We start from the raw sequence: 24,737 nt of genomic DNA, 5'->3' as shown, positions 1-24,737 counted from the left end.
TTTCATTTCGGCATAGTTCGTAGAGATAAGATAGGAGTGGTGGATGATGAATCGGACGACTTTGATAGATAGTGGCTATGATTGCTGGTTAGGGTATAAGGGGAGCGCGAATGACTCGGTGCGTGAGAGCTACTTGGGGCGCTGCTCGAGGTATGTCGTGATCGGTGGGGAAGGCGAAAGTGAGGGCGAGACTTCGGTGCTGCGCACCGCGAGCAAGGAGCTGGGGCTTGCGCTTACTTCGCTGCTTGGCAGCGGTACACGGGAGAGCGCGGTCGAGAGTGGGAGTTTGAGAGGAACAGTCGTAGCAGGCGTGTATGGCAGTTCCCCGGTGTTTGAGCAGTTGGCGCAGGTCTATAATTTCGCTGAGCTAGGCGAAGAAGGCTATATCATTCATGCTTCGGAAGATGATGGGGATGGAAATATCTATTTAACGGCGGGGTCGGATAAAGGCGTGCTGTATGCCGTCTTCCATTTCATTCGTCTGCTGCAAACGGGCCAGACACTAACGGGTCTGCAGATTCGGGAAGTACCGCGAAACGGGCTGCGCATGATCAACCATTGGGACAATATGGACGGGTCAGTTGAGCGCGGCTATGCAGGCGGGAGTATTTTTTACAAGGTTGGAAGATTCAAAGAAGATAAGGGCCGCATTCGGGATTATGCCCGTTTGCTCGCTTCTACCGCGATCAATGCAATCTCGATCAATAACGTCAATGTGCACCGGCAGGAGTCGAAGCTCATTACCGATGAGTTTCTGTCAGACGTGGCCGTTGTAGCAGGGATCTTCCGCGAGTATGGAATTCGACTGTACTTGAGCGTGAACTATGCGAGTACGATTGAGATTGGCGGGCTGGATACGGCGGATCCGCTTGATCCAGCTGTTGCTGCTTGGTGGAAGGATGCGGCTGTGAAGATATATAAGTACATCCCGGATTTCGGCGGTTTTGTCGTGAAGGCGGATTCGGAATTCCGACCAGGCCCGTTCACTTATGGCCGCAATCATGCGGATGGCGCTAACATGCTGGCAGATGCGCTTGCACCGTTCGGCGGTGACGTTATTTGGCGATGCTTCGTCTATAACTGCTTGCAGGATTGGCGCGACCGGAAGACAGACCGTGCCCGCGCCGCGTATGATCATTTCATGCCGCTTGACGGTGAATTCCGGGACAATGTGATGCTGCAGATCAAGAATGGACCGATGGACTTCCAAGTTCGCGAGCCAGTGTCTCCGTTGTTCGGGGGATTGACGAAGACGAATCAGCTGTTGGAGCTGCAAATCGCGCAGGAGTACACAGGGCAGCAGCGGCATGTCTGCTACCTGATTCCGCAGTGGAAAGAAGTGTATGACTTTGACACGCATGCTTGCGGAGCCGGGTCAACCGTTGCTGAAATTGCGAGCGGCAGATTGTTTGGTCGCGCGCGCGGCGGCATCGCGGCTGTCTCGAACATTGGCGATGATCCGAACTGGTGCGGTCATGTGCTGGCGCAGGCGAATTGGTACGGATACGCACGGCTTGCGTGGAATCCGGATTTGAGCGCGGAGCAGATCGCTTCGGAATGGATTCGGATGACTTTTGGGCTGGATGAGGAATTGGAGCGCGTCGTGCTGGATATGCTGCTTGGCTCGTACAACATCTACGAGTCGTACACCGCTCCGCTTGGTGTAGGCTGGATGGTCAATCCGAATCATCACTATGGACCGAACGTTGACGGCTATGAATATTCCAAATGGGGGACTTATCATTACGCTGACCGCCAAGGTATGGGCGTTGACCGCACGTTGCGCACGGGTACAGGCTATGCCGGTCAATATCATGCACCGGTAGCGGAACGCTATGAATCGCTGGCAGACTGCCCTGACGAGCTGCTGTTGTTCTTTCACCATGTACCTTATCTGCATGTGCTCCACAGTGGCAAAACGGTCATTCAGCATATCTACGATACGCATTTCAGTGGCGCGGAGCAGGCAGCTGAGCTGCTTGCGAAGTGGGAGCTGCTCGCCTCAAGGGTGGATAGCGGGCGATTCGGGCATGTGCGCGAACGTTTAGCCCATCAGGCGGAGCATGCGTGCGAGTGGCGCGATATGATTAACACTTACTTTTACAGAAAATCCGGTATTGCGGACGATCAGGGTCGCGTAATCTATTAATCTTGGGATCGGACAGAAAGGTGGGGAAATGCTATGCGGATGGTGTTTCGCTGGTATGGAACGGGCAATGATATGGTAACTTTGCGGCAGATCAAGCAAATTCCTGGCGTGGAAGGCATCGTCTGGGCGCTGCACGACGTACCGGCTGGCGAAGAGTGGCCGATGGATAAAATTCAGGCATACAAGGAAGAAGCCGACGAGTATGGCTTGCATCTGGAGGTCGTTGAGAGCGTAAACGTGCATGAGGACATTAAGCTTGGCTTGCCTTCGCGCGATGCATATATCGAGAACTATAAGCGGACGATTGCGAAGCTGGCGACGGTCGGCGTTAAGACGATCTGTTACAATTTCATGCCCGTGTTCGACTGGGTTCGCACGGACTTGTTCAAGGAGATGGCGGATGGCTCGACGGCGTTGTTCTATGAGAAAGCAAAGGTCGATCAGATGGATCCGGCCGAGCTTGTAAACCGGATTGCGAATGATGTCGGCGTGACGATGCCGGGCTGGGAGCCGGAACGTTTGAGGCAGCTGGCTCCGCTGTTCGAGAAATACAAGTCTGTCTCGGAGGAGGATCTGTGGGGGAATTTGCAATATTTTCTCGAGCAGATCATTCCCGTTGCAGAGCAGCATGATATACGGATGGCGATTCATCCGGACGATCCGCCGTGGCCGATCTTTGGGCTGCCGCGCATCATGACAGGGCAGGCGAGCATCCGCAGGCTGCTTGCTTTGGTGGATAGTCCGTACAACGGCGTGACGCTATGCAGCGGATCGCTTGGTGCGAACCCGGACAATGACATCGTCGCAATGGTGCATGAGTTTAAAGGGCGCATCCCGTTCGCGCATATCCGCAATGTTCGCGTGTACGACAATGGCGATTTCATCGAGACGTCGCATCGCACGGAGGATGGTACGGTTAACATCGCGGGCATCGTGCGTGCCTACTACGAGAGCGGGTTCACCGGCTACGCGCGTCCGGATCATGGGCGGCATATTTGGGATGAGCAGTGCCGTCCGGGCTACGGACTGTATGACCGCGCGCTCGGAATTATGTACCTGTGGGGCGTCTGGGATTCGATGCGTGCAGGTGAAGAAAGGAGCGGGAGCAGGGTATGACGGGGATGGCAGGTTCAGCGGTAGAGGCAAAAGAGATTTCGGAGACAAGTTCAGCGGCGAGCTCGAAAGAGTTTCCAATGCATGACAACTTGCGGGGCAAGGTTGCTGTCGTTACCGGAGGGAGCGGCGTGCTCTGCTCTGCGATGGCAATCGAACTTGGCCGCCAAGGAATGAAGGTGGCGATTCTGAACCGTACGGAGGAGAAGGGGCGTGTAGTGGCAGAAGCAATTCGCGCTGCGGGCGGCACGGCGATTGCAGTTGTGTGCGACGTCTTGGATGCTGCGAGTGTGGAGGCTGCGGCTGCAAGGGTGAAAGAGGAGCTCGGCGATTGCCATCTATTGATTAATGGTGCCGGCGGCAACCACGCGGAAGGGACAACGACGAATGAGACGTTCAAGCCGGAGGACCTCGGCCAACCTGACATTCGGACATTCTTCGACTTGACGCAGGCTGGCTTCGGCTACGTGTTCGATTTGAACTTCCGCGGCACGCTGCTGCCGACGCAGGTGTTCGCCAAGCAGATGCTGGGCAAGGATGGCGCATCCGTTATTAATATTTCTTCGATGAGCGCGCCGAGCCCGATGACGAAGGTGCCGGCTTACAGTGCTGCGAAGGCGGCGATCGACAACTTCACGCAGTGGCTCGCGGTGCATATGGCGGAAGCGGGCATTCGCGTGAATGCGATCGCGCCGGGCTTCTTCTTGACCGAGCAGAACCGGAAGCTGCTCATCCGTGAGGACGGCGCCTTAACAGAGCGCTCGAACAAAATCATCACGCATACGCCGATGCGCCGCTTCGGCAAGCCGAACGATCTGCTTGGCACGCTCGTATGGCTCGCGGACGACGCGGTGTCCGGATTTGTCACCGGCATAACGGTGCCGGTCGACGGCGGTTTTATGGCTTATGCCGGAGTGTAGGATGGAACGCGGCGGAGGGAAACAATGACGAAATTTCTTCGCATTCGGGATGTAATCGAAGCGTTGGGTGGTCCTGTGGGCTCTGATGCCTTGCGCTTCGGGGAGCCTGAGGAGATCGTGACTGGCATCGCTGTAACGTTCACGGCGTCGCAGCAGGTGCTGGAGCAGGCGCAACGCAACGGCTTGAACTTAATTATTTCGCATGAGGGGCTGTTCTATAGCCATCATCATCAGCCGCTTGCAAAGCTGAACGAGGTCAAGGACCCTGTTTACGAGGCGAAGCTGAGCACGATAGCCGAGCATCGTTTGGCGGTCTACTGCTATCACGATGGCCTGCATCGGCAGAAGGTCGACGGCATTATGGAAGGGCTCTTGGCAGAGCTGGGCTGGGACGCTTACGTGCAGGAGCACGAGCGGGCAGCATCTATTGTCGAGCTTCCACCTTGTACCGTAGGCGAGCTAGCTGAAGAGCTGAAACGCAAGCTCGGCATCGAACTCGTACGAGCAGCCGGGGATTTGGCGATGACCTGCAGGCGAGTCGGTGTTCTTGTCGGCTTTCGCGGAGGCGGCGAGGTGGCAATTCCACTATTCGAGCGACACCAGCTCGATGCCCTCGTGTATGGCGAAGGGCAGGAGTGGGAGACGCCAGAGTACGTGCGCGATGCGTGCCAAGGGGGCAAGTCGAAGGCGCTGCTGGTGCTGGGCCATCTCGAGAGCGAGCAGCCGGGCATGAAGCTGCTTGCCGACCGGCTCGGCGTTCAATTCCCGGATGTGCCGGTACATTATATGCCGGTGGATTCTTTGTTTACGGTTTTGTAGTGGACCGTCCCGCAAGTCACAGGGTGTGGCATGTGGGACGATTTTTTTGTGCTGAGAGAACACATATGTGCTCTCAGCAACGAAAATGCGTCGAAAGCTGGCTGAGAGAACACATATGTGCTCACAACGTCGCTGCCCTACAAACTAACCAACAATCTGTAGCTGAGAGAACACATATGTGCTCTCAACGCGAGAAAGCAGCACCTCACGCCGCCGACTTCGGTAGCTTCTTAATCTGAGAGTGCTGAATTTGTACTCTCAGAGTAACAATCAGCTGGTTTTCAAGCTGAGAGTACGTATTATGAACTCTCAGCTCCTCCACGCCGCCGATTTCGGCTGGTTTTAAATCTGAAAGTGCTGAATATGCACTCTCAGAGTAACGATCGGCCGATTATCGCGCTGAGAGTACGTATTAGGAACTCTCAGCTTCCCACGCCGCCGATTTAGACCATTCCTTATCTGAGAGTGCTGAATCAGCGCGCTCTCGCTAACTCCAAAACACAAAGAACCAACCGCATGCGGTTGGTTCTTTGTGTTTACTCTAAATCTACAGCTTCCACATGCGGTACAGAATGACCGCCGCTTCGGCGCGGGTGAGTGAGTCGTTCGGCGAGAGCTTGCCGCTATTTCCGATAACGACACCGGATTTCACCAATGCTGCTGCGCTGTCCTTTGCATAAGCAGAGACGCTTGATGCGTCTGAGTAAGCGTTCAGGCTTCCGCCTGCCGCAACCTGCTTGCCTGCTGCCGACAATGCGCGAGCTGCCAGCACCATCATATCTTGACGGGTGATCGTGCTGTTAGGCTTGAATGTATGGTCCCCAAAACCAGTGGCAATTCCGAGTTCCTTCGCTATGCTCAGCTCTTTGTAGTAATAAGCGTCTACCGAGACATCGCTGAATGCCGCCCCATCTTTGCCCGTACCTTTCAATTCAAGCGTTCTAACAAGCAGCGCGATGAAGTCTGCTCGTTTGATGGAAGCTGCAGGAGAGAAGCTGTCTGCAGACGTTCCTTTGATAACATCGCGTGCTGCCATCGCATCAATCGCTTGTTTTGCCCATGGTACGCTCGTTAAATCTCCGAAGGATTTCACCACTGAGGCTACCGCATAGGTACTGAAGTGGGTCGTTTGGAACACGACTGTTCCAGTTGCTGCATCATATCGGCCGTTCGGGATCGAAGTCACGCTACCATCGCCAGCGATGTACCACACGACAATTGAATCTGGATTACTGAGCTCTGCAGCCGTCGGTTTGTAAGGAACAGCCACGGTTACAGGCGAGAGCGGGTTGTTCCATGCAAGTACTTGGTCACCTGCAAGCACCTCGAGGTTAACGATAGGGTGATCCCCGATTTGTTCCGCAACCTCTTTGCTTAAACGATCCGTTTGCGCTTTCGAGATATGAATCGCAATCGAATCCGCATTGCCTAGGTTCACACCTGCAAGCATAGCACTCGGCAGCAAAATATCACCAAGCTCACTTTTCACCTTAATCTCATAGCTTCCTGCAGCACTTAAGCTTTGAGCGGGAAGCTGGACGCTATAGGAATCAGCTCCGCTCTGCGCATCGAGAGCGATAACCGCTTGCTTCTTGCCACTTGCATCAGCGGTCGTCTGAGTTAGCGCCTGCTCAAGCAAGTCGCTTGTCACGATTGCTGTAACATGACCTTCACTCGACTTCACTGTTGGCGTGATTTTGCCATTCTCCACCTTTGGTTGATCAACCGGTAAATTGATGGAACCACCGCCACCACTGCCACCACTGCCACCGCCCGTTTGGTGGTCAACAGCCGGTGCATCCACCAGACGGACAACGCCGAAGCGGGAAGTGTCCTGCCACGAGCTTCCTGTCGGATCATTCCACATTGCAACGCTGCTTCTAGTACCGCTTCCGTCTTGGTCATTGTTTACCTGCAAATCGAATCCAAGCAAGCTGTCCTTCGCCGTGAAGGTAGAATCGACGTCGATTGCGGCTTCGACCACATACCCTCCGGACACGCGCCTTGTTGCCGTATGGAGGTTTGATGTGTTAGTCGAGCCGCCACCGCTTCGCTCGTTATCGAAATTCACGCGATATTGACCGTCATCCGGCTCATAGGAAGAGCTCTTGTCATTGTTTGGATCGACAAAAATCTCAACTGAATCCTCTTCGTATGCATTCGTGCTCTCTTTGCTTAGCAGATTATCGGTGACAACAGCGTAGACGTACAGATGACCTGCATCCCACATCGTCTTCGCCTTGGCTGTTGCGCCGGAAGTGCCCATTACCCACACGTCTGTAGAAATTTCATTTGCTTTTGCCCAGACTGCATCAGCTCTGCCATCAATGACCGGCGTGCCTTGAATGGCTTCCGTCGTCTTTGAAGAATGAATGAATTGGAAAACGCCAAACTTGGATGTGTTCGATCCTTGGGTGAACGTCGTATCATTCCATGCCATCGTATGCGAGCTGTCATTGCCGCCATCCGTCGCGGTCAAATCGAAACCGATCTGTTGATCAACAGCAGCATGATCCAGCGGCAAAGCAGCTTCAATCACATAACCGCCGCTTCGTTCTACTACCGAGTAAGTGACGCCATCTACATCGCTATGATTCCGTGTCAACGTATAGTGCACGTCATCTTCTTCGTAGGTAGCTGTCTTGCCATTATTGCCATCCACATAAAGGTCAATCTGATCAGATGCATCCGTGGTCGGGTCTGTTACATCGACGTAGACATAGAGATGATTCTCATCCCATAACGGTTTTACTTTAGCGCTAAGCGCATTGCCTCCAGTGGCTGGGATGGAAATCGGACTGACCGTGCTCCAAGCCAATTCGGAAGAACCATCAATAATAGGCGTACCTTGAGCAACGCTTTGGTGTTGCGTCATGACCTTCAATTGCGATGGATCTACAATGCCCCAATACGCTTGTTTCGCTTGCATTCTAGCATCAAAAGGCAGCGGGTAATCCTTCGTATGGTTGTTTTGTCCGTCCAGCCATGTGTGATCATCCGCAATACCCCAGATGGTTACACCGGTCAAACTATCCTTCGACGCTTTGAAAGCATCGAAAACCTCCGCGTAGCGGTGACCGAGCTCAATATCTACATTCTCAGGCAGCGAAGCGTAGTTGCCTGCTCCTGCATAAACGCTGATGTCCAGCTCAGTGACTTGGTTCTCGACACCGAGTTCAGCGAACATGTCGAATGTCTGCTTAATTTCGTCAGCTGTCGGACGCTCGATGTTAATGTGCATTTGATGGCCGACCGCATCGACTGGCACTCCGCGTTCCTTCATGCCTTTAACAAGATTGTAAAGGAAGTTCCGCTTTGTGGTGTCCGTCGTGCTGTAATCATTAATAACGAGCTTTGTGCCAGCCGGCGCATACTCATGGGCGAATTCAAAAGCTTTATCGATGTAGGTTGGTCCCAGAATGTCATACCATTTGCTGCGGCGGAAACCGTCTGGCTCTGCGGGGTCAATGACCTCGTTCACCACGTCGTAGGTTTGGATATCCGTTCCAAAATGTTCAACCACGCCTTTAATGTGATTCTCCAAGCGCTGCAGCAAAATTTGCTGATCTTCCGGGCTGCTCGTCAAATCGCCGCCTTCAGCGTTTTTGAACACCCATGCCGGTGTCTGTTGATGCCAGAGCAGCGTATGACCGCGCATCTTCATGTCATTATCGACTGCAAACTGACGAATGGCATCGGCTCCCGTGAAGTTGAACTGTCCTTCCGTCGGTTCAATAGCATCCCATTTCATCGCATTCTCTGCAACGAGGCTATTATAATGCTTCTTGAGCAACTCCGCAGTTTCGCCCGTCAGCTGATCAGGTGCTACCGCAGCGCCGATTGTGAAGTCGTCAGCATATACGTCCTTCATGGAAGGAATGTCTGTCTGAACCGGGAGCGGTAGGGAAGAGTTATCAACGGGACCAACATAAGATAAATGGAAGTCGTCAATATAGAACGATCTCGTACCGCCGTTATCTGTCGCTGTCTCTACATAAGCATTCAAGACAGTTGGCGTATGCGTCATCGTGAATCTGCCGGAAAGTTTAACCCATGCATTGTCCGTGACCGTGGTGTTGGCCGACACATTGGCGTACATGCTATCGCCATGCTCCAAGCTAAGACGCAGCGTAGTTGCAGCTTGGCCTGACGCCATCTTCACCCATACGGACAGGTCATACTGATAGTTGCGGTGCATTTTGCCAAGCACATCGAGAAGTGGCCCTGCATATTTGCTGCCTGCTGTCGCAAGCAAGCTCTGCGCGCCATTCGAGGTGTGGTTATCTGCTGTCGATGCGCTTACAGTGTCGCTTTGATTCCGAGGAACCCAGCCTTGTACGCCATCCTCGAAATCGGAGTGGGCGCCGGATTGATCCAGATCTCCTGGATCCTCACCGCCGGAGCCAGAGCCAGGCGTGACATCCTTGATTAGAACTTCATCCAGATAAAAGTCAGCCGTAGAGGTGGATGTACTATCGGATTCGAACCAGACCCGGAGTTCGGTCGTATTGCCAGGCACTTGATAACCCTTGAGTTCAAACGTAGTCCAACCGTTGCCGGCAACCAATTTGTTGCCGATCAGCCAAGGATAGCTATCCGTTCCCGCTGAGGTGACCTTCGAAGCGAGATGGAACGTATCGGTACCTTGTCCAAGTCGAACCTTGAATGAAAGATCATAGGTGTGGTCGGAAACAAGCAGGCCAGTTAGGTTACGGCTCAAGCTGCTGTTTCGTGATGCCCGGTTCGTGAACTTCAACGACTTGCTGCCTTCTGAAGCGATATCTGCAGAGACAGCAGCATTACCGTCACCGCCCCAGGACAACTTCTCCCAACTGCCCACTGCGTCATCTTCGAAGCTTTGGTTCAGAACGACCGTCGAAGGCGCATCAACCGGAGGAGTTACATCCTTAATGAGTACCTCGTCCAAGTAAACATCCGATGTTGAAGTGGAAGTGCTATCGGATTCGAGCCAAACGCGGAATTCAGTTGTACTGCTGGGAACTTGATAACCTTTGAGGTCAAAGGTTGTCCAATCGGTGTCAGTGACCGTTTTGTTACCAATCAGCCACGGGTAGTCAGTCGTTCCGCCCGCCACGACCTTGGAAGCGAGATGGAACGTATCGCTGCCGAGGCCAGATTGAACCTTGAACGAAATATCATACTTATGATCAGCTTGTAACAAGCCGAGCATATCGTGACTCAGGCTGCTGTTACGGGAAGTACGGCCTGTGAATTTCAACGACTTGCTACCATCGGAAGCAATGTCCGTAGAGACGGCAATGTCCCCGTTCCCGCCCCAAGACAGCTTCTCCCATCCGCCGAGCTCGCCATTCTCGAAGCTCTGCTGAAGCACAATTGCCGGGTTTACTGCCGCATCGGCCCGAAGTGCGAACCAGCTCTGCGGGATAAGCAACGCGAATGCCATTAGAAGCGATATCGCTCTTCTGATGCTTGTTTGCATGTGTGTCATTCCCCCTATCAGTCGTTTAATAAAGCGCTTACATTAACAACTACATTATAAATGCCGCCCAAATTAGGCGGCACCGGAGGAACTATAGTTCATTCCTAATTAATTAAACATTACCCAATCATCTCCATAAACCTCACCGCTGCACTAGACACAGGCATGCTGCGCATCGTCATGATGCCGACCTGCGAAGGCGGCAGCTGCACGTCGAGCTTAATTTCGAACAGAGATCCGTCCTCAAGCTCCTTGGATACGAACTCCCGTGTTACATAAGAAATACCGAGACCTTTGCGCGCAAGTTCGATGAGCAGATCGACGCTGCCGACTTCAATCTCTGGCTTTATCGTATGACCGTAGCTCTGGAACAGCTCCGATATCGCCATCCGTGCCCGGCTGTTGCGCGAGAACAGAATAATAGGATATTGCTGCAGCTTCTCCAGCGACAGCGACACATTCCTCAATTCCGCATAATGCGGTCCTGCAACGAAGCAGTCCTGCAGCTGCAAGCTCTCCCGCACCTCAAGCTGTGGATCTGTAATCGGCATTCGCACGACCCCGAGATCAATACGCCCTTCTTTCAGAAAAGAGATGACCTCCGGCGTCGTCCCATGGTTTAGGTGAAGCCGTACGCCAGGATACTTCCGATGATATTCCTCTAAGTACGGGAGAATATAGTGTTTGAACAGGGAGTCGCTTCCGCCGATGCGCAGCTCGCCGCTGTCGAGATTTTTGAGCGCGGCCATCTTCTCTTCCGCGAGTGAGATGAGAATTTGCGATTGCTCGATATAAGAATATAGAACAGTTCCTTCTTGCGTGAGCGTCACACCTTTGGGATTGCGATAAAATAGCGTGATGCCGAAGCTGTCCTCCAGCTGCTTAATCGCGTGGCTGACACTTGGCTGCGTAATGTATAACGCTTTGGCTGCTTGCGTGAGACTGCCCGTCTTCGCAGCCCAGTAGAATACTTTGTACAGCTCGTAGTTTATGTTCATAGACATGGTCTATAGCTCCTGTGAAATATATTAATTACATGTATATGTGTTAATCGTATTATAGTGGAATTAACGAAGAGATGCTAGCGGCAACAAGCGGCCAGGCGATCAGTTATAGCAAGCCGCCCTGACAGAGCTGCATGGCAAAGGAAGGAGAACGATTACTTATGGAATCAATGACGCTTATTCTGTTCGGTGCCACAGGTGATTTGGCCAAACGCAAAATCTACCCGGCACTCTACAACCTATATATCGACGGCAAGCTGCCGTCGTCTTTTTCCGTATTCGGGCTTGGCAGAAGAGAACTGACGAATGAAACGTTCCAGGCGAATGTAGAGCAATCGCTGCGGACGTTCTCCAGAAGAGAACCAGGCGATGAGACAGTGGTGAAAAACTTCTCGAACGCGTTCCGCTACAGCGTGCTTAATATCGGTCATGAAGAAGATTACGCGAAGCTGCTTCGCCTTGTTGAGGAGCGGGAGGCCGCACTCGGAGCAGTGCCGAATCGGATGTTCTATCTGTCCGTCGGACCGGAGTTCTTCGAGCCAATCGCAGCGAATATTCAGTCCAGTGGGCTTGGCGGCGCTGACGGCTGGAAGCGTCTGATTATTGAGAAGCCGTTCGGTCACGACCTGCAATCGGCGAGAGAGCTGAATGAGAAGCTGAGCGGCGCTTTTGCCGAACAGGAGATTTTCCGCATTGACCATTATTTGGGCAAGCCAATGGTTCAGAAGTTAGAGTATTTGCAACGCTCGAACCCTGTCATTCAGGCGCTTTGGACGAACCGCCACATTGCGAATGTGCAAATTACCGCGAATGAGACGGTCGGCGTTGAAGAGCGCGCAGGCTATTACGATCATTCTGGCGCAGTCAGAGATATGTTCCAGAACCATATGCTGCAGCTTCTTATGATGCTGGCGATTCATATTCCGAGTAACGGCACCTCCGAGGTTGTGCGTCTGCGGAAGAAGCAAGTGATGGAGGCGCTCGTGCCATTGCAGAGCGACAACATTCAATCCTCAATCGTTCGCGGTCAATATGCTGCGGGGAACATGCAAGGCAAGCCGGTTAACGGTTATACATCCGAGCAGGGAATTCCGGAAACGTCGATGAACGATACGTTCATTGCAGCCAAGCTTGAGATCGACGATTATTTCTGGCGAGGCGTTCCGTTCTATATTCGCACCGGCAAAAGAATGCAGGAGAAATCCACGCGTATCGTAGTCGAATTCAAGGAACCGCTGAAGCAGCAAGGAACGCAGCAGTCTGAGCAGCTGGAGCCGAATTTGCTGGTCATTGATATTGGCCCTCAAGAAGGCATCACACTGCAGCTGAATATGAAGGACTCGCGGGAAAAGGGTGCTTTTGAACCGATGAATATCGAATTCCATACGAGCTCGCAAGACGTGCCGGAAGCCTATGAGAATTTGATTCACGATGCGATGCTCGGTGATCCGACGTTCTTCGCGCATTGGGATGAGGTTGAGCTGTCCTGGCAATGGGTGCAGCCGATCCTTGATGCTTACCAGGCAAACCGCATTCCGCTGCTTCCTTATCAAGCGGGATCTTATGGACCGCGCGCATCTGAGGAGCTGCTCGCCAGAGATGGTCACCGCTGGTGGTTAGATAAAGAATTGGAGCAAGAGCAAAAACAAATAAATGAGATCAAAGAAGGAGAAGAAACAACTTATGCCTACAACACAAACGATTGATCAGTTAGCGATTGATACGATCCGGACATTGTCCATCGACGCGATTAACAGCGCGAATTCAGGACATCCGGGATTGCCTATGGGAGCTGCGCCAATGGCGTACACGCTCTTCGCCAATCATCTTAGCCACAATCCGGCGCATGCCAAATGGTTCAACCGCGACCGTTTCGTTCTATCTGCGGGCCACGGCTCGGCTTTGCTGTACAGCCTGCTGCATCTGACTGGCTATCAAGTCAGCATTGAGGATCTGAAGCAGTTCCGCAAGCTGAACAGCAAGACGCCTGGTCATCCGGAGTTCGGCCATACAGACGGCGTCGATGCGACAACTGGACCGCTCGGTCAAGGTATTGCGAATGCAGTCGGCATGGCGATGGCAGAAGCGCATCTCGCTTCGAAGTACAACCAAGAGGGTTTCCCGGTTGTGGATCATTATACGTTTGCTCTAGTCGGAGATGGCTGCTTGATGGAGGGAATCTCCTACGAAGCGATGTCAATGGCGGGCCATATGAAGCTCGGCAAGCTGGTCGTGCTGTATGATTCCAATGATATTTCGCTTGATGGCGACTTGAACCTCTCGTTCGGCGAACAAATGCAGAACCGCGCAGCGTCCGCGAATTGGCAGTACCTGCGTGTTGAGGACGGCAACGACATCGAGGCGATTGGCGCAGCGATTGCAGCGGCGAAGCAGCATGATTCGCAGCCGACACTGATTGAAGTTCGTACCGTTATCGGCTATGGCAGTAAAAATGCAGGTACGCACAAGGTACACGGCAATCCACTCGGCAAAGAAGAAGCTGTCGCGACAAAAGCGGTATACGGCTGGAAATATGAAGAAGAGTTTACGGTGCCGGCAGAAGTGCGCGCGCATTTCAACGGGCTGAAGGAGCAAGGCGCGGCGAAGGAAGCGGCGTGGAATAGCTTGGTGTCGGAGTATACAGCTCAGCATCCATCGCTAGGTAAGGAGCTTGCAGAGGTCATTGATGGATCGGTTACGATCGATGCAGCGGATATCCTGACATTTGACCCATCCAAGACGGTCTCGACTCGTGTTGCTAGCGGCAATGCGATTAACCATTATGTGAAGCTCGTGCCTTCGATCTTCGGCGGCAGCGCGGATCTATCGCACTCGACGATGACAGATATCAACGGTGAGAAGAAGTTCGCAGTGGAATCCTATGCAGGACGTAATGTTTACTTCGGCGTTCGTGAGCATGCGATGGGCGCGGCGGGTAACGGTATGGCGCTGCACGGCGGCGTGAAGCCTTTTGTCAGCACGTTCTTCGTATTCAGCGATTACTTGCGTCCGTCGATTCGTCTGGCAGCTTTGCAAAAGCTTCCGGTCACGTATGTGTTCACACATGACTCCATCGCGGTGGGCGAAGATGGACCGACGCATGAGCCGGTTGAGCATCTTGCAGCGCTGCGGACGATCCCGGGTCTGACGGTTATCCGTCCAACGGATGCGAACGAAACGGCAAGCGCATGGGCCTATTCGCTGCAGCAGCAAGAAGGACCAGTCGCTCTCGTGCTGAGCAGACAGAACCTGCCTGTGTATGAAGCGACAAGCGGGAACATCGACGCTGTATCCAAAGGCGCTTATGTGCTGACGGAAACGAACGCGAATCCGGATGTGATTCTAATCGGAACAGGCTCTGAAGTATCGCTGGCAGTAAATGCGAAGGCTGAGCTGGAGAAGTCTGGCGTGTCTGTACGCGTCGTTGCGATGCCGAGCCGTGAGCTGTTCGAGCGTCAGTCTGCGAGCTACAAAGAGTCGGTGCTTCCTGCGGCAGTGACGAAGCGCGTTGCGATTGAAGCGGGCATTTCGCTCGGTTGGGATCGCTATGTTGGACCAAGCGGCACAGTGCTGTCGATTGATACATTCGGCGCGTCCGGTCCAGGCGGGGAAGTTATGGAGTATTTCGGTTTCTCGGTAGGCAATGTGGTTCGATTGGCAAAAGAATTGCTGGTGTAAACGGCTGTCGCTGTCCTACGGCAAAAGCAAGTTAAAAATATAATCGTAATGGAGGCAAGAATTGCGATGAAATTTTTTATAGATACTGCGAATTTGGAAGACATTAAGAAGGCGTATAGAGTCGGGGTGCTCTCCGGCGTAACGACGAATCCGTCCCTGGTTGCGAAGGAAGGCGTGAAGTTTGAGGATCGGATCGCGGAGATTTTGCGGGAAGTGCCTGAGGTTGAATCCGTTTCGGCTGAAGTAACGCCCGACGCACTGACGGCGGAAGAGATGATCGCACAAGCGAATGAGCTTATCAAGATCAACGACTACGATAAGAACATTACGATCAAGCTGCCAATGACGCTTGCCGGTCTTGAAGCTTGCCGTTACTTGAGCAAAAAAGGCGTCAAAACGAATGTCACGCTCATCTTCACCGTGAACCAAGCGTTGCTCGCGGCTCGCGCCGGTGCGACATACGTCTCTCCGTTCCTCGGACGACTTGACGACATTTCGGAAGATGGCGTTCAATTGGTCGCAAAAGTAGCTGAGCTGTTCCGCATTCATAACCTGGAAGCTCAAATCATCGCAGCATCTGTTCGCCACCCAGATCACGTTACTCGCGTAGCGATGGCTGGCGCGCACATCGCGACGATTCCGTTCTCGGTTATCGAGCAGATTTCTAAGCACCCGCTGACTGAGCAAGGTATGGAGAAATTTGCAGCGGATTGGAAGAAAGCTGTGTTGTAAGTTTGAGTGGACGGGACCGAGGCCAGTAGGGCTTGGTCCCGTTTTTCGTTTGTAGCGGGGCTTGGGGTCAGTAGTTGAGCAGTAGCAGAGCAGCAGCAGAACAGCTGCGCCGATCGATATTGTGACAATCTTCGGCGGTAGCTGAGAATCTTGGTGAGTTCCTAGGTGGTGGATCATCGGTGAACCCTTCGGTAGAGCATCGGTGACTCCTCCCCCGGCTAACGGACTCAGGAGACGTTATTGGTTCGTTTTTGACCGGTTCGGAATTGTAACGAATCTCAGCTGCGTTATTCCTGGCTTTTGCCCCCGAAATCGCCTCAAAAGTGCTCAATAACGACGCTACGATCCGTTAGAATTTTTTTACAGTCGTTTCGACGTCAATAAACGTTGTATGATCCGTTAGAAGATCAGCACATCTATAAGAGGACCTCCTGAATGCTGATTCAGGAGGTCTTTTATTTGGGATTAGTTTGTGGGGGAGTGTGTTTGGAAGCTGCTTACCTCATTTCCGCGAAACTTCCACTTTAGCAGTTAAACGAACCACTCACTTTGCCTCGGTTCACGGCTGGCCGTGAAGGAGTCCAGCAGACCAGCTACATTGGCCGAAAGATACTCAAAAACGTAGACGAGGTCCAGCAGACCAGCTAAATTCGCATGTTCTGGCGGAGTGTGGACCCCGGTTAGTTGGAAAAAGGGAGGCCTGGACATCAAATTGTCGTAGAAACGGGAGGTTGGTGAGCAAGAAGGGTACCTGGTACACTATATGGTCAGGAAATGGAGTAAATAGCGAGCAAGAGGGGTAACTGGTACTCTACATGGTCAGGAAATGGAGTGAATAGCGAGCAAGAGGGGTAACGGATACTCTACATGGTGAGAGAATGGAGTGAATAGCGAGCAAGAGGGGTACTTGGTACTCTACATGGTGAGAGAATGGAGTAAATAGCGAGCAAGAAGGGTACTGTGTACTCTTACATGGCGAAGAACAGTTACATAGCACGAGCCCACAAAAAAGAGAGGTACGCAGCCGGTACCTCTCCTTCCCCTACTAACCTAAGCTTCGCCGCCGAGCTGCTTCAGAAGCGCTTCGGTCTCCGCCTGCTTGAAGTGATTCGCCCATCCCGCCGGAGTAGAGTTGTACCGGCGATCGCGCTTGCCGAGGTCGGCGCCGCGGCTGTGCAGAAGCTCCACGAGCGCGGCGTTGCCCGATGCCGCAGCCCAGTGGAGCGCGGCTCCGCCGGTCGCGTCGAAGCCGCGCGGGATCGCGTTCACGTCCGCGCCGCGATCGAGCAAATACCCAGCGGCTTCCACTCTGCCGCCGATACAAGCGTAAATGAGCGCTTGTTGCAGCAGCTCATTCGCTACAGGCTCGCCGGTTATCGGCGTATTGACCGGCTCCCGGTGCACGCCGGCGCTCTCCAGCAGCTGGCCGTCTTCGCCGAAGAAGCCCGGCAGCAGCTCGGCGCGCCCCACGGCGGCAGCCAGTTCAAGATCAAGCGCCGCGCCGCGAGCGAGCAGCAGATCCCGCACCTGCGTGCAGCCATACCAGATCGCTTGAGCCAGCGGCCGGCGGTCGTCGTTCAATCCATTAACGGATGCGCCTGCATCCAGCAGAAGTGCAGCCATTTGCACATCATCGTTGCTGGCGGCCCACTGCAGCCCGGTTTCGCCGCAATCTAGATCAATTGCGCGCGCATTCACATCTGCGCCTGCCGCAAGCAGAGCCTGTCCAATCTCCAGCTGGCGCGGATAATGGCCAGCAGAGATGATGCAGCAGCGTGCGCCCCTGTATGGAGCGCGCCGCTGCAAGCGCCGGAAACTCCAGCAGCAGCTCCTCCAAACGCTCGACTGAGCCTGATTTTACCGCGCGACATGCCTCACGGAACACTTCGGATAACGCCTCGTCCCGCGCCTCGAAATCAACCTCGTTGCTATTATTCATGCAGCGAACAGCTCCATCCCTCGAATTGTCAAAACAAGCAGCTTTATCCTCACTCTATCATGAATTAGCGAACGCGAAAATACGATGTAATAAGCACCCATAGTGAAGCAGCTCTCTGTCTTTAGCCGAAGAGGGAGGAGCGTACAAGATGGATTTTCAGCTTACGGATGAACAGCTCATGATTCGCGAAATGGCGGCCCGGTTTGCAGAAAATGAAATTGCGCGTGCAGCAAACAGTTTGGATGAGGCGGAATTGTTCGATCGCAGTTCGTTTCAAGCGATGGCGGAGCTTGGCTTCACCGGCTTGCCCTGGCCCGAGGCTGCAGGCGGAGCGGGTGGCGGCTTCGTCAGCTTCGTGCTCGTGCTGGAGGAGCTGTCCCGCGTTAGCGCATCGCTCGGAGCGGCTCTATGGGCGCATGTTTATTTGGCGGCTTGGCCGCTCTATACGTACGGCAGCGGCGAGACGAAGGGGAACTACCTGAAGGCGCTCATTGACGGCAATCGAATTGGTTCAGGCGTCCTTCCGGGAACAGTGTCCGGCAGCACCTCGCTGCGCGTTGGCGTGGCGGCGGCAAGGGTGGGTGCAGAGGCGGAAGAGGAAGAGGAAGGCTACGTGCTCGACGGTGTGCAAAAATATGTCCTCGGCGGCACGACCGCAGACTTCTTCATCATCTATGCGGAAACAGGGCTGAGCAAGGCGGGCAGAAGGAAGCGCTATAGTGCGTTCATCGTGGAGCGAGATTGTCCTGGCCTCGTTATTTTGCCGGTCATGAAGAAGCTCGGGCTGCGCTCGGCGGGTATGGCGCATCTCAAATTCACGCAAAGCCGCATTCCGAAGCGGCAGCGGATCGGGCGCGAAGGACAAGGCGGTGCGATTGCGAGGCTTGCGGCGGCAAGCGTTCGCTATGGACTAGCGGCAGTAGCTGCGGGCATCGCGCAAGGGGCGGTGGATGCGGCGCTCGCTTACGCGATGGAGCGGACGCAGTTCGGCAAGCCGATTGCGAAGCATCAGGCGGTAGCTTTTATGCTTGCGGATATGCGGACGGCGGCGGACGCCTCGCGGCTTCTCGTTTATCAAGCGGCACATCGGGAGGACAGCGATGGTGCTGGTGACGATAGGAAGTCGGAGCTTGCTCTTGCTTTTGCAGCGGATGCGGCTGTCAGGTCGACTATCCAGGCCGTGCAAGTATTCGGCGGCTACGGGTATATGAAGGAGTTTGCGGTAGAGCGGTATATGCGAGACGCCAAAGCCGTGCAAATCTGCAAAGGACTCGAGCTTGCCGTGCCGAAGCTGCCGCGCAGGAAGGAGGGGCGCAATCGCCATGTCCATGGCTGAGCTTGTAATTGCCGGAGGGGCGCGTACCGCCTTCGGCAAGTTTGGCGGTGCATTGAAAGGAATGAGAGCGGTCCAGCTTGGAGGCATCGCAATCCAAGGGGCGCTGCAGAAGAGCGGGGTCCAGCCGCAGTCGGTGGACGAAGTGCTGATGGGCATGGCCGTTCAAGCGGGGGCGGGGCAGAATCCGGCGCGGCAAGCGGCGGACTATGGCGGCATACCGCCTGCTGTGCCTGCGGAGACCATTAATAAGGTGTGCGCTTCCGGCATGCGCAGCCTGACGCTCGCTTCGCAGATCATTGCCGCAGGAGATGCGGAGCTAATCGTAGCCGGCGGCATGGAAAGCATGAGCAACGTGCCATACTCGTTGCCGGATGCACGCTTCGGTCTCCGCATGGGTGACAGCAAAGTGCTCGATTTGCTGCAGCGGGACGGTCTGCGCTGCGCCTTCGCCGATATGCACATGGGTGATTATGCAGATAACATCGCTGCTGATTACGGCATTACAAGGCTTGAACAGGACGAATGGGCACTGCGCAGTCATGAACGAGCGGTGCAGGCGAGCATGCAAGGGTTGTTCCTCTCGGAAATTATTCCGGTTCCGCTGTCGGCGGGCACGCCTGCTCAGACGAAGAGCCATGTGTTCGCTATTGATACCGACGAAGCGCCGCGAGGGGATACAAGCGCGCAGAAGCTTGCCGCACTCTCCCCAGTGTTCAAGGGCGGCAGCTCCGGCACGATAACCGCCGGCAATGCCCCCGGGCTGAACGACGGCGCGGCTGCGCTCGTCGTCGCTTCGAAGGAGAGAGCGCAGCGGGACGGCTTATCCGTCCGTGCGGAGCTGCTCGGGCATGCAGCGGTCAGCGTGGAGCCGCGCAACTACCCGATTGCGCCAGCGTTCGCGGTGCAGAAGCTGCTTGCGAAGCAAGGGCTTCTGCTCGCCGCGATTGACCTTTTCGAGATCAACGAAGCTTTTGCGGTCGTTGTGTTAGCATGCAATAAGCTGCTTGGCTTGGAAGCGGACAAAGTGAACGTGCATGGCGGTGCTATCGCGCTCGGGCACCCGATTGGCGCGAGCGGTGCACGCATCGTGCTTACGCTCATTAATAGCCTGGAGCGGCGCGGCGGCGGCCTCGGCATTGCGGCGATCTGCAGCGGCGGCGGTCAGGGAGATGCGGTGCTGGTGCGAGTAGGGAGCAGTGCCTGAGCAGCTGTTAGCTGTTGTTCGGCGCACTTCCGATACACGAGCCTTTCGGAGGTGAACGAGTCAAGTGATCATTAACCATGTCGCCGTTATCGGCGCAGGGCAGATGGGCAGCGGAATTGCCCAAGTTGCGGCGCAGGCGGGCTGCCAGGTACGGTTGTACGATGCCGAAGCGGAGCGGGTAACAAAGGCGCTGGCTGGCATCGGGAAGCAGCTTGCCGGCGGAACCGCCAAGGGTAAATGGACGCAGGAGCAGGCGGAGCAAGCGCGCGATCGCATCGTGGCGGCTGGTACTCTGGAAGCAGCTGCTGAAGGCGTCGACCTCATCATTGAAGCGATCATCGAGAGCATGCCAGCGAAGAAGACGTTGCTTGCGCAGCTGGATGGACTTTGCGACGTGCATACCATTCTCGCGAGCAATACGTCTTCGCTGCCTGTTACGGAGCTTGCTTCGGCGACGAGGCGGCCAGAGCGAGTCATCGGGATGCATTTTATGAACCCGGTGCCTGTAATGAAGCTCGTCGAAATCATTCGCGGCTTGCGTACATCGGATGAGGTATACGCCACGGTGGCGGAGCTTGCGGAGCGGATGGGCAAGACGGCGCTGGAAGTGCGCGATTTTCCCGGCTTCGTGTCCAACCGAATTCTAATGCCAATGATTAACGAGGCGGTTTACACGCTGTATGAAGGGGTTGCGTCCGTCGAGGCAATCGACGGTGTCATACGGCTCGGGATGAATCATCCGATGGGGCCTCTGGCGCTTGCGGATCTGATCGGGCTCGATACATGTCTCGCGATTATGGAGACGCTGCATGAAGGCTTTGGCGATTCCAAGTACCGGCCGTGCCCGCTGCTTCGCAGCTATGTGCATGCCGGATGGCTTGGCCGCAAGAGCGGACACGGATTTTATACGTATGAAGGGGGCTGACTTCTTCTTGTGAAGCTGAAATTTACGACGGAGCAGGAGCTGCTGCGGAGCAGCGTGAGGGCGTTTGCGGCAAGCGCTGTAGCTGCGGCAATTCCTGCAATGGAAGAGAACGATACGTTTCCGAGGCCGCTCATCGATGAGATGGGGCGCCTTGGATTTATGGGCATACCGATTGCCAAGGAGTACGGTGGCCGCGGCCTTACGCTGACCTCTTATATTTTGGCGATTGAGGAGCTGTCTCGGGTAAGCGCGGCAGTTGGGGTCATTCTGTCCGTGCACACGTCGGTCGGGACGCTGCCAATCGTGTATCACGGCACCGATGAGCAGAAGCAGACGTATTTGCCGAAGCTTGCGAGCGGTCAGTGGCTCGGCGCATTTGCGTTAACGGAGCCGCACGCGGGCTCGGATGCATCTACAATCCGGACGGCAGCCGTCCGGGATTCCGATACGTATGTGCTGTCCGGTTCAAAGCTGTTCATTACGAATGGCGGCGAAGCGGACAATTACATTTTGTTCGCTGCGGTGCAGGACGGCTACACGGGAAATCGCGGCGGGATTACCGCGTTTCTGGTGGATAAGAACACGCCGGGCTTCCGCGTCGGGAAGAAAGAGAAGAAGATGGGGCTCCACGGCTCCAACACGTGCGAGCTCATTCTTGAAGAAGCGATCGTGCCAGCGGATCGGCGGCTTGGGCAGGAGGGGCAAGGCTTCGCCATTGCCAAGTCCGCTTTGAACGGCGGGCGAATCGGCATCGGCGCGCAAGCGCTCGGCATTGCGAGAGGCGCGCTTGAGCTTGCCGAGCAGCAGGCGACGGCGATGCCGCAGCGGCAGCGGAGCAGGGCGGCGTCGGAGCTGCGCGACATGGCAGCTCAAGTCGAGGCGGCAGCGCTGCTCGTGTATCGCGCGGCGGATATGCACGAGCGTGGTATCCGCTGCACGAAAGAGGCGTCGATGGCGAAGATGTTCGCGAGCGACACCGCGATGGGCATTGCCACGAAGACGCTGCAATGGTGCGGCGCAAGCGGTCTTGCCGATGAGCTGCCTGCGGAGCGGTTCTTCCGCGATGCGAAGGTGACGCAAATCTACGAAGGAACGAACGAGATTCACCGGATGGTCATATCGGGCGAGCTGCTGCGCGGCTAAGGCCGGGGCTGAGGCTTTCAGGTTGAAGCTGCGATGAGCAGCTCGCCTCTCGAAAGGAGTGAGGCCGGCTATGAGCATGACGAATATGAATCGAAGCTCGCCGGGCCGCCGGTTCCGCGAGGCGCTGCAGCAGGAGAAGCCGTTGCAAATCGCCGGCGCTATTAACGCCTATTCGGCGATGCTAGCGCAATCGACCGGGTTTCGCGCTCTCTATGTATCGGGGGCGGGGGTGGCGAACGCCTCCTTCGGCCTGCCCGATCTTGGCATCACGACGCAGGGCGACGTGCTGGAGGATGTGAGGCGCATTAGCGCCGCCGTAGAGCTGCCGCTGCTCGTTGATGCGGATACGGGCTTCGGCTCGGCATTCAATATCGCCCGGACGGTGCGGGAGATGATTCGCGCCGGAGCAGCGGGCATCCATATCGAAGATCAGGTTGCCGCCAAGCGCTGCGGGCATCGGCCGAACAAAGCGATCGTGAGCACGGCTGAGATGGCGGATCGCATAAGAGCTGCGGCGGATGCGAAGAGCGACGCGGATTTTGTACTGATGGCGCGCACGGATGCGCTCGCTTCGGAAGGGATGGAAGGCGCTGTCGCAAGAGCGCTCGCTTATGTGGAGGCGGGCGCAGATATGATTTTTCTCGAGGCGGCGGGAAGTTTGGTAGATTATGCGGCCTTCACCTCGCAAGTGAAAGTGCCGGTGCTAGCGAACATTACGGAGTTCGGGCGTACACCGCTGTTTACAGTGGAAGAGCTCGCCGGAGTCGGCGTGTCGATGGTGCTCTATCCGCTCTCGGCGTTCCGAGCGATGAATGCGGCAGCGCTGAAGGTCTACGCCGCGCTTCGCTCGCAAGGGACGCAGGCAGGTGTGCTTGGCGACATGCAGACGAGGGAGGAGCTGTACAGGTATTTAGGCTACTACGAGTATGAGCGCAAGCTGGATGCGCTGTTCGCACAAGTCGACGAGCCGTATGAGGGGGAGTGAACGATGGCTGTGAAGAAGCCCGGAGGCTTGGCCGGTATTGAGGCCGGTTCCACAGCAATCAGTACAGTAGGAAAAGATGGCAGAGGCCTAACATACCGAGGCTACTCCATTGAAGATTTGGCGGATCATGGAAGCTTCGAGGAAACGGCGTATCTGCTCATTCATGGCAAGCTGCCGAATATTGATGAGCTTACGAGCTATCGGCGTAAGCTGGCGGACGCTAGCGTCCTGCCGGAGACGCTGGCGCGCATACTGGAGCTGCTTCCGGCGGATGCCCATCCGATGGAGGTGCTGCAGGTTGGCTGCACCGCGCTCGGCACAATGGAGCCAGAGACGCAGACGCGGACGGCCGCAGATCTCGCGGACCGGCTCATTGCGCTCACAGGTCCGATGCTGCTGCATTGGTATCACTATCACCGCGGCTCGGACAGCGGCAACACGGCTCCAGCCGGCTCTCCTCCTGCAGCCGATGCCGCAGAAGCAGCAGACTCGAAGTCTTCCGCTCTCGTCATTACTGCGGATACCGCGGTGGATGACCCGCAGCAAGCTCCGACGCTGCAGCCGTCGGCAGACGTAGCTGCACCTGCATCTGCCACACCTGATGATCCGCAAGAATACGACTTCAACAATTACAGCGTTGCCGGTCATTTCCTCTATCTGCTTCACGGGCGTCACGCTGAGCGAGCAGCGATGCGCGTCTTCGACGTATCGCTCGTTCTCTACGCCGAGCATGAATTCAATGCATCGACGTTCGCAGCACGGGTGACCGCTTCGACGCTATCGAACTACCATTCGTGCATCGCCACAGGCATCGGTACGCTGCGCGGCAACTTGCACGGCGGCGCGAATGAAGCGGTAATGGAGCTGATCACCTCCTTCGAGACGCCGGAGGAAGCGGTGGCCGGCACCCGCGAACGGCTCGCAGCGAAGCAGCTCATTATGGGCTTCGGTCACCGCGTGTACACGGTGTCTGATCCGCGCTCCGACATTATTAAGAAATGGTCGGAGACGCTCTCGCTCTGGGCGCAGGATGGCCAGCTATACGCGATTTCCGAAGCGATTGAAGACGTGATGCGGCAGGAGAAAGGATTGTTCCCGAACCTCGATTTCTACAGCGCTTCCGCGTATCACTTCATGGGGGTCCCGACGCCGATGTTTACGCCAATCTTCGTCATCTCTCGTATTACGGGCTGGACCGCCCATGTTATGGAGCAGCGGCTCAATAACCGTCTCATCCGTCCGTCAGCGGCGTATATCGGACCTGACAACCAGCCGTGGGCCGATGTTCATTCGCGATTTTAGATTTAGAGAGGGGATCGAGGTGCTCTT

General features: G+C 55.3%; 17 protein-coding genes. 13 read left to right on the top strand and 4 right to left on the bottom strand.

The features are described 5' to 3' along the window. Positions 1 to 43: 43 nt before the first annotated feature. From AC0LWF_RS08750 to AC0LWF_RS08735, 4 genes are all read left to right on the top strand, one after another. Complete coding sequence (locus AC0LWF_RS08750; RefSeq protein WP_474651156.1) at positions 44 to 2,149, top strand: alpha-glucuronidase family glycosyl hydrolase; 2,106 nt, start codon at positions 44 to 46, stop codon at positions 2,147 to 2,149. 33 nt (positions 2,150 to 2,182) lie between these two features. Further along, on the top strand, positions 2,183 to 3,265 hold the full coding sequence (uxuA, locus tag AC0LWF_RS08745) for a mannonate dehydratase (RefSeq protein WP_474651155.1): 1,083 nt from the start codon (positions 2,183 to 2,185) through the stop codon (positions 3,263 to 3,265). Positions 3,266 to 3,342: 77 nt separating this feature from the next. Then, positions 3,343 to 4,182: an SDR family oxidoreductase gene (locus AC0LWF_RS08740; RefSeq protein WP_474651230.1), complete on the top strand. Its 840-nt coding sequence runs from the start codon at positions 3,343 to 3,345 to the stop codon at positions 4,180 to 4,182. 24 nt (positions 4,183 to 4,206) lie between these two features. Then, on the top strand, positions 4,207 to 5,001 hold the full coding sequence (locus tag AC0LWF_RS08735) for a Nif3-like dinuclear metal center hexameric protein (protein ID WP_474651154.1): 795 nt from the start codon (positions 4,207 to 4,209) through the stop codon (positions 4,999 to 5,001). Between the two features lie 547 nt (positions 5,002 to 5,548). Here AC0LWF_RS08735 and AC0LWF_RS08730 read toward each other — a convergent pair. Next, positions 5,549 to 10,462, bottom strand: a complete 4,914-nt coding sequence (locus tag AC0LWF_RS08730; RefSeq protein WP_474651153.1) for an endo-1,4-beta-xylanase — start codon at positions 10,460 to 10,462, stop codon at positions 5,549 to 5,551. A gap of 119 nt (positions 10,463 to 10,581) precedes the next feature. Then, entirely contained in the window at positions 10,582 to 11,460 is an 879-nt protein-coding gene (locus AC0LWF_RS08725; protein ID WP_474651229.1) for a LysR family transcriptional regulator, read from the bottom strand. Between the two features lie 167 nt (positions 11,461 to 11,627). On the opposite strand from AC0LWF_RS08725, the gene zwf reads away from it, so the two are divergent. From zwf to fsa, 3 genes are all read left to right on the top strand, one after another. After that, on the top strand, positions 11,628 to 13,172 hold the full coding sequence (gene zwf, locus AC0LWF_RS08720; RefSeq protein WP_474651152.1) for a glucose-6-phosphate dehydrogenase: 1,545 nt from the start codon (positions 11,628 to 11,630) through the stop codon (positions 13,170 to 13,172). Beyond that, positions 13,150 to 15,144 carry a transketolase gene (gene tkt, locus AC0LWF_RS08715; RefSeq protein WP_474651151.1) on the top strand — a complete coding sequence of 665 codons (1,995 nt, stop codon included), beginning with the start codon at positions 13,150 to 13,152 and terminating at the stop codon, positions 15,142 to 15,144. Before zwf ends, tkt begins: the two co-directional genes overlap by 23 nt. A gap of 66 nt (positions 15,145 to 15,210) precedes the next feature. Further along, positions 15,211 to 15,876, top strand: a complete 666-nt coding sequence (fsa, locus tag AC0LWF_RS08710; protein ID WP_474651150.1) for a fructose-6-phosphate aldolase — start codon at positions 15,211 to 15,213, stop codon at positions 15,874 to 15,876. A 1,050-nt stretch (positions 15,877 to 16,926) separates the two neighbouring features. Here the strand turns inward: fsa and AC0LWF_RS08705 are convergent. Together AC0LWF_RS08705 and AC0LWF_RS08700 are read right to left on the bottom strand one after the other, a co-directional pair. Next, positions 16,927 to 17,595, bottom strand: a complete 669-nt coding sequence (locus AC0LWF_RS08705) for an ankyrin repeat domain-containing protein (protein ID WP_474651228.1) — start codon at positions 17,593 to 17,595, stop codon at positions 16,927 to 16,929. Further along, positions 17,555 to 17,815 (bottom strand): hypothetical protein, encoded by a 261-nt coding sequence (locus AC0LWF_RS08700; protein ID WP_474651149.1) that lies wholly within the window; start codon positions 17,813 to 17,815, stop codon positions 17,555 to 17,557. The genes AC0LWF_RS08705 and AC0LWF_RS08700 overlap by 41 nt, the downstream gene beginning before the upstream one ends. Before the next feature lie 148 nt (positions 17,816 to 17,963). Here AC0LWF_RS08700 and AC0LWF_RS08695 point away from each other — a divergent pair, with 148 nt between their 5' ends. The 6 genes from AC0LWF_RS08695 to AC0LWF_RS08670 all read left to right on the top strand — a co-directional run bounded on the left by AC0LWF_RS08695 (position 17,964) and on the right by AC0LWF_RS08670 (position 24,710). Then, complete coding sequence (locus tag AC0LWF_RS08695; protein WP_474651148.1) at positions 17,964 to 19,151, top strand: acyl-CoA dehydrogenase family protein; 1,188 nt, start codon at positions 17,964 to 17,966, stop codon at positions 19,149 to 19,151. Then, the gene (locus AC0LWF_RS08690) at positions 19,144 to 20,355 is read left to right on the top strand and encodes an acetyl-CoA C-acetyltransferase (protein ID WP_474651227.1); all 1,212 of its coding nucleotides are present in this window, start codon (positions 19,144 to 19,146) and stop codon (positions 20,353 to 20,355) included. The genes AC0LWF_RS08695 and AC0LWF_RS08690 overlap by 8 nt, the downstream gene beginning before the upstream one ends. A gap of 64 nt (positions 20,356 to 20,419) precedes the next feature. Further along, a complete protein-coding gene (locus tag AC0LWF_RS08685) occupies positions 20,420 to 21,280 on the top strand; it encodes a 3-hydroxybutyryl-CoA dehydrogenase (RefSeq protein WP_474651147.1) in 861 nt (286 codons plus the stop codon). Between the two features lie 9 nt (positions 21,281 to 21,289). Then, the gene (locus tag AC0LWF_RS08680; protein WP_474651146.1) at positions 21,290 to 22,423 is read left to right on the top strand and encodes an acyl-CoA dehydrogenase family protein; all 1,134 of its coding nucleotides are present in this window, start codon (positions 21,290 to 21,292) and stop codon (positions 22,421 to 22,423) included. A 70-nt stretch (positions 22,424 to 22,493) separates the two neighbouring features. Further along, positions 22,494 to 23,408, top strand: coding sequence for a methylisocitrate lyase (prpB, locus tag AC0LWF_RS08675; protein WP_474651145.1), 915 nt, complete (start codon positions 22,494 to 22,496; stop codon positions 23,406 to 23,408). Between the two features lie 3 nt (positions 23,409 to 23,411). Then, positions 23,412 to 24,710, top strand: coding sequence for a citrate/2-methylcitrate synthase (locus AC0LWF_RS08670; RefSeq protein ID WP_474651144.1), 1,299 nt, complete (start codon positions 23,412 to 23,414; stop codon positions 24,708 to 24,710). Positions 24,711 to 24,737 lie beyond the last annotated feature (27 nt).

Source organism: Paenibacillus sp. sgz302114 (assembly GCF_056120345.1).
This window is presented reverse-complemented; position numbering and strand designations above follow the sequence as displayed.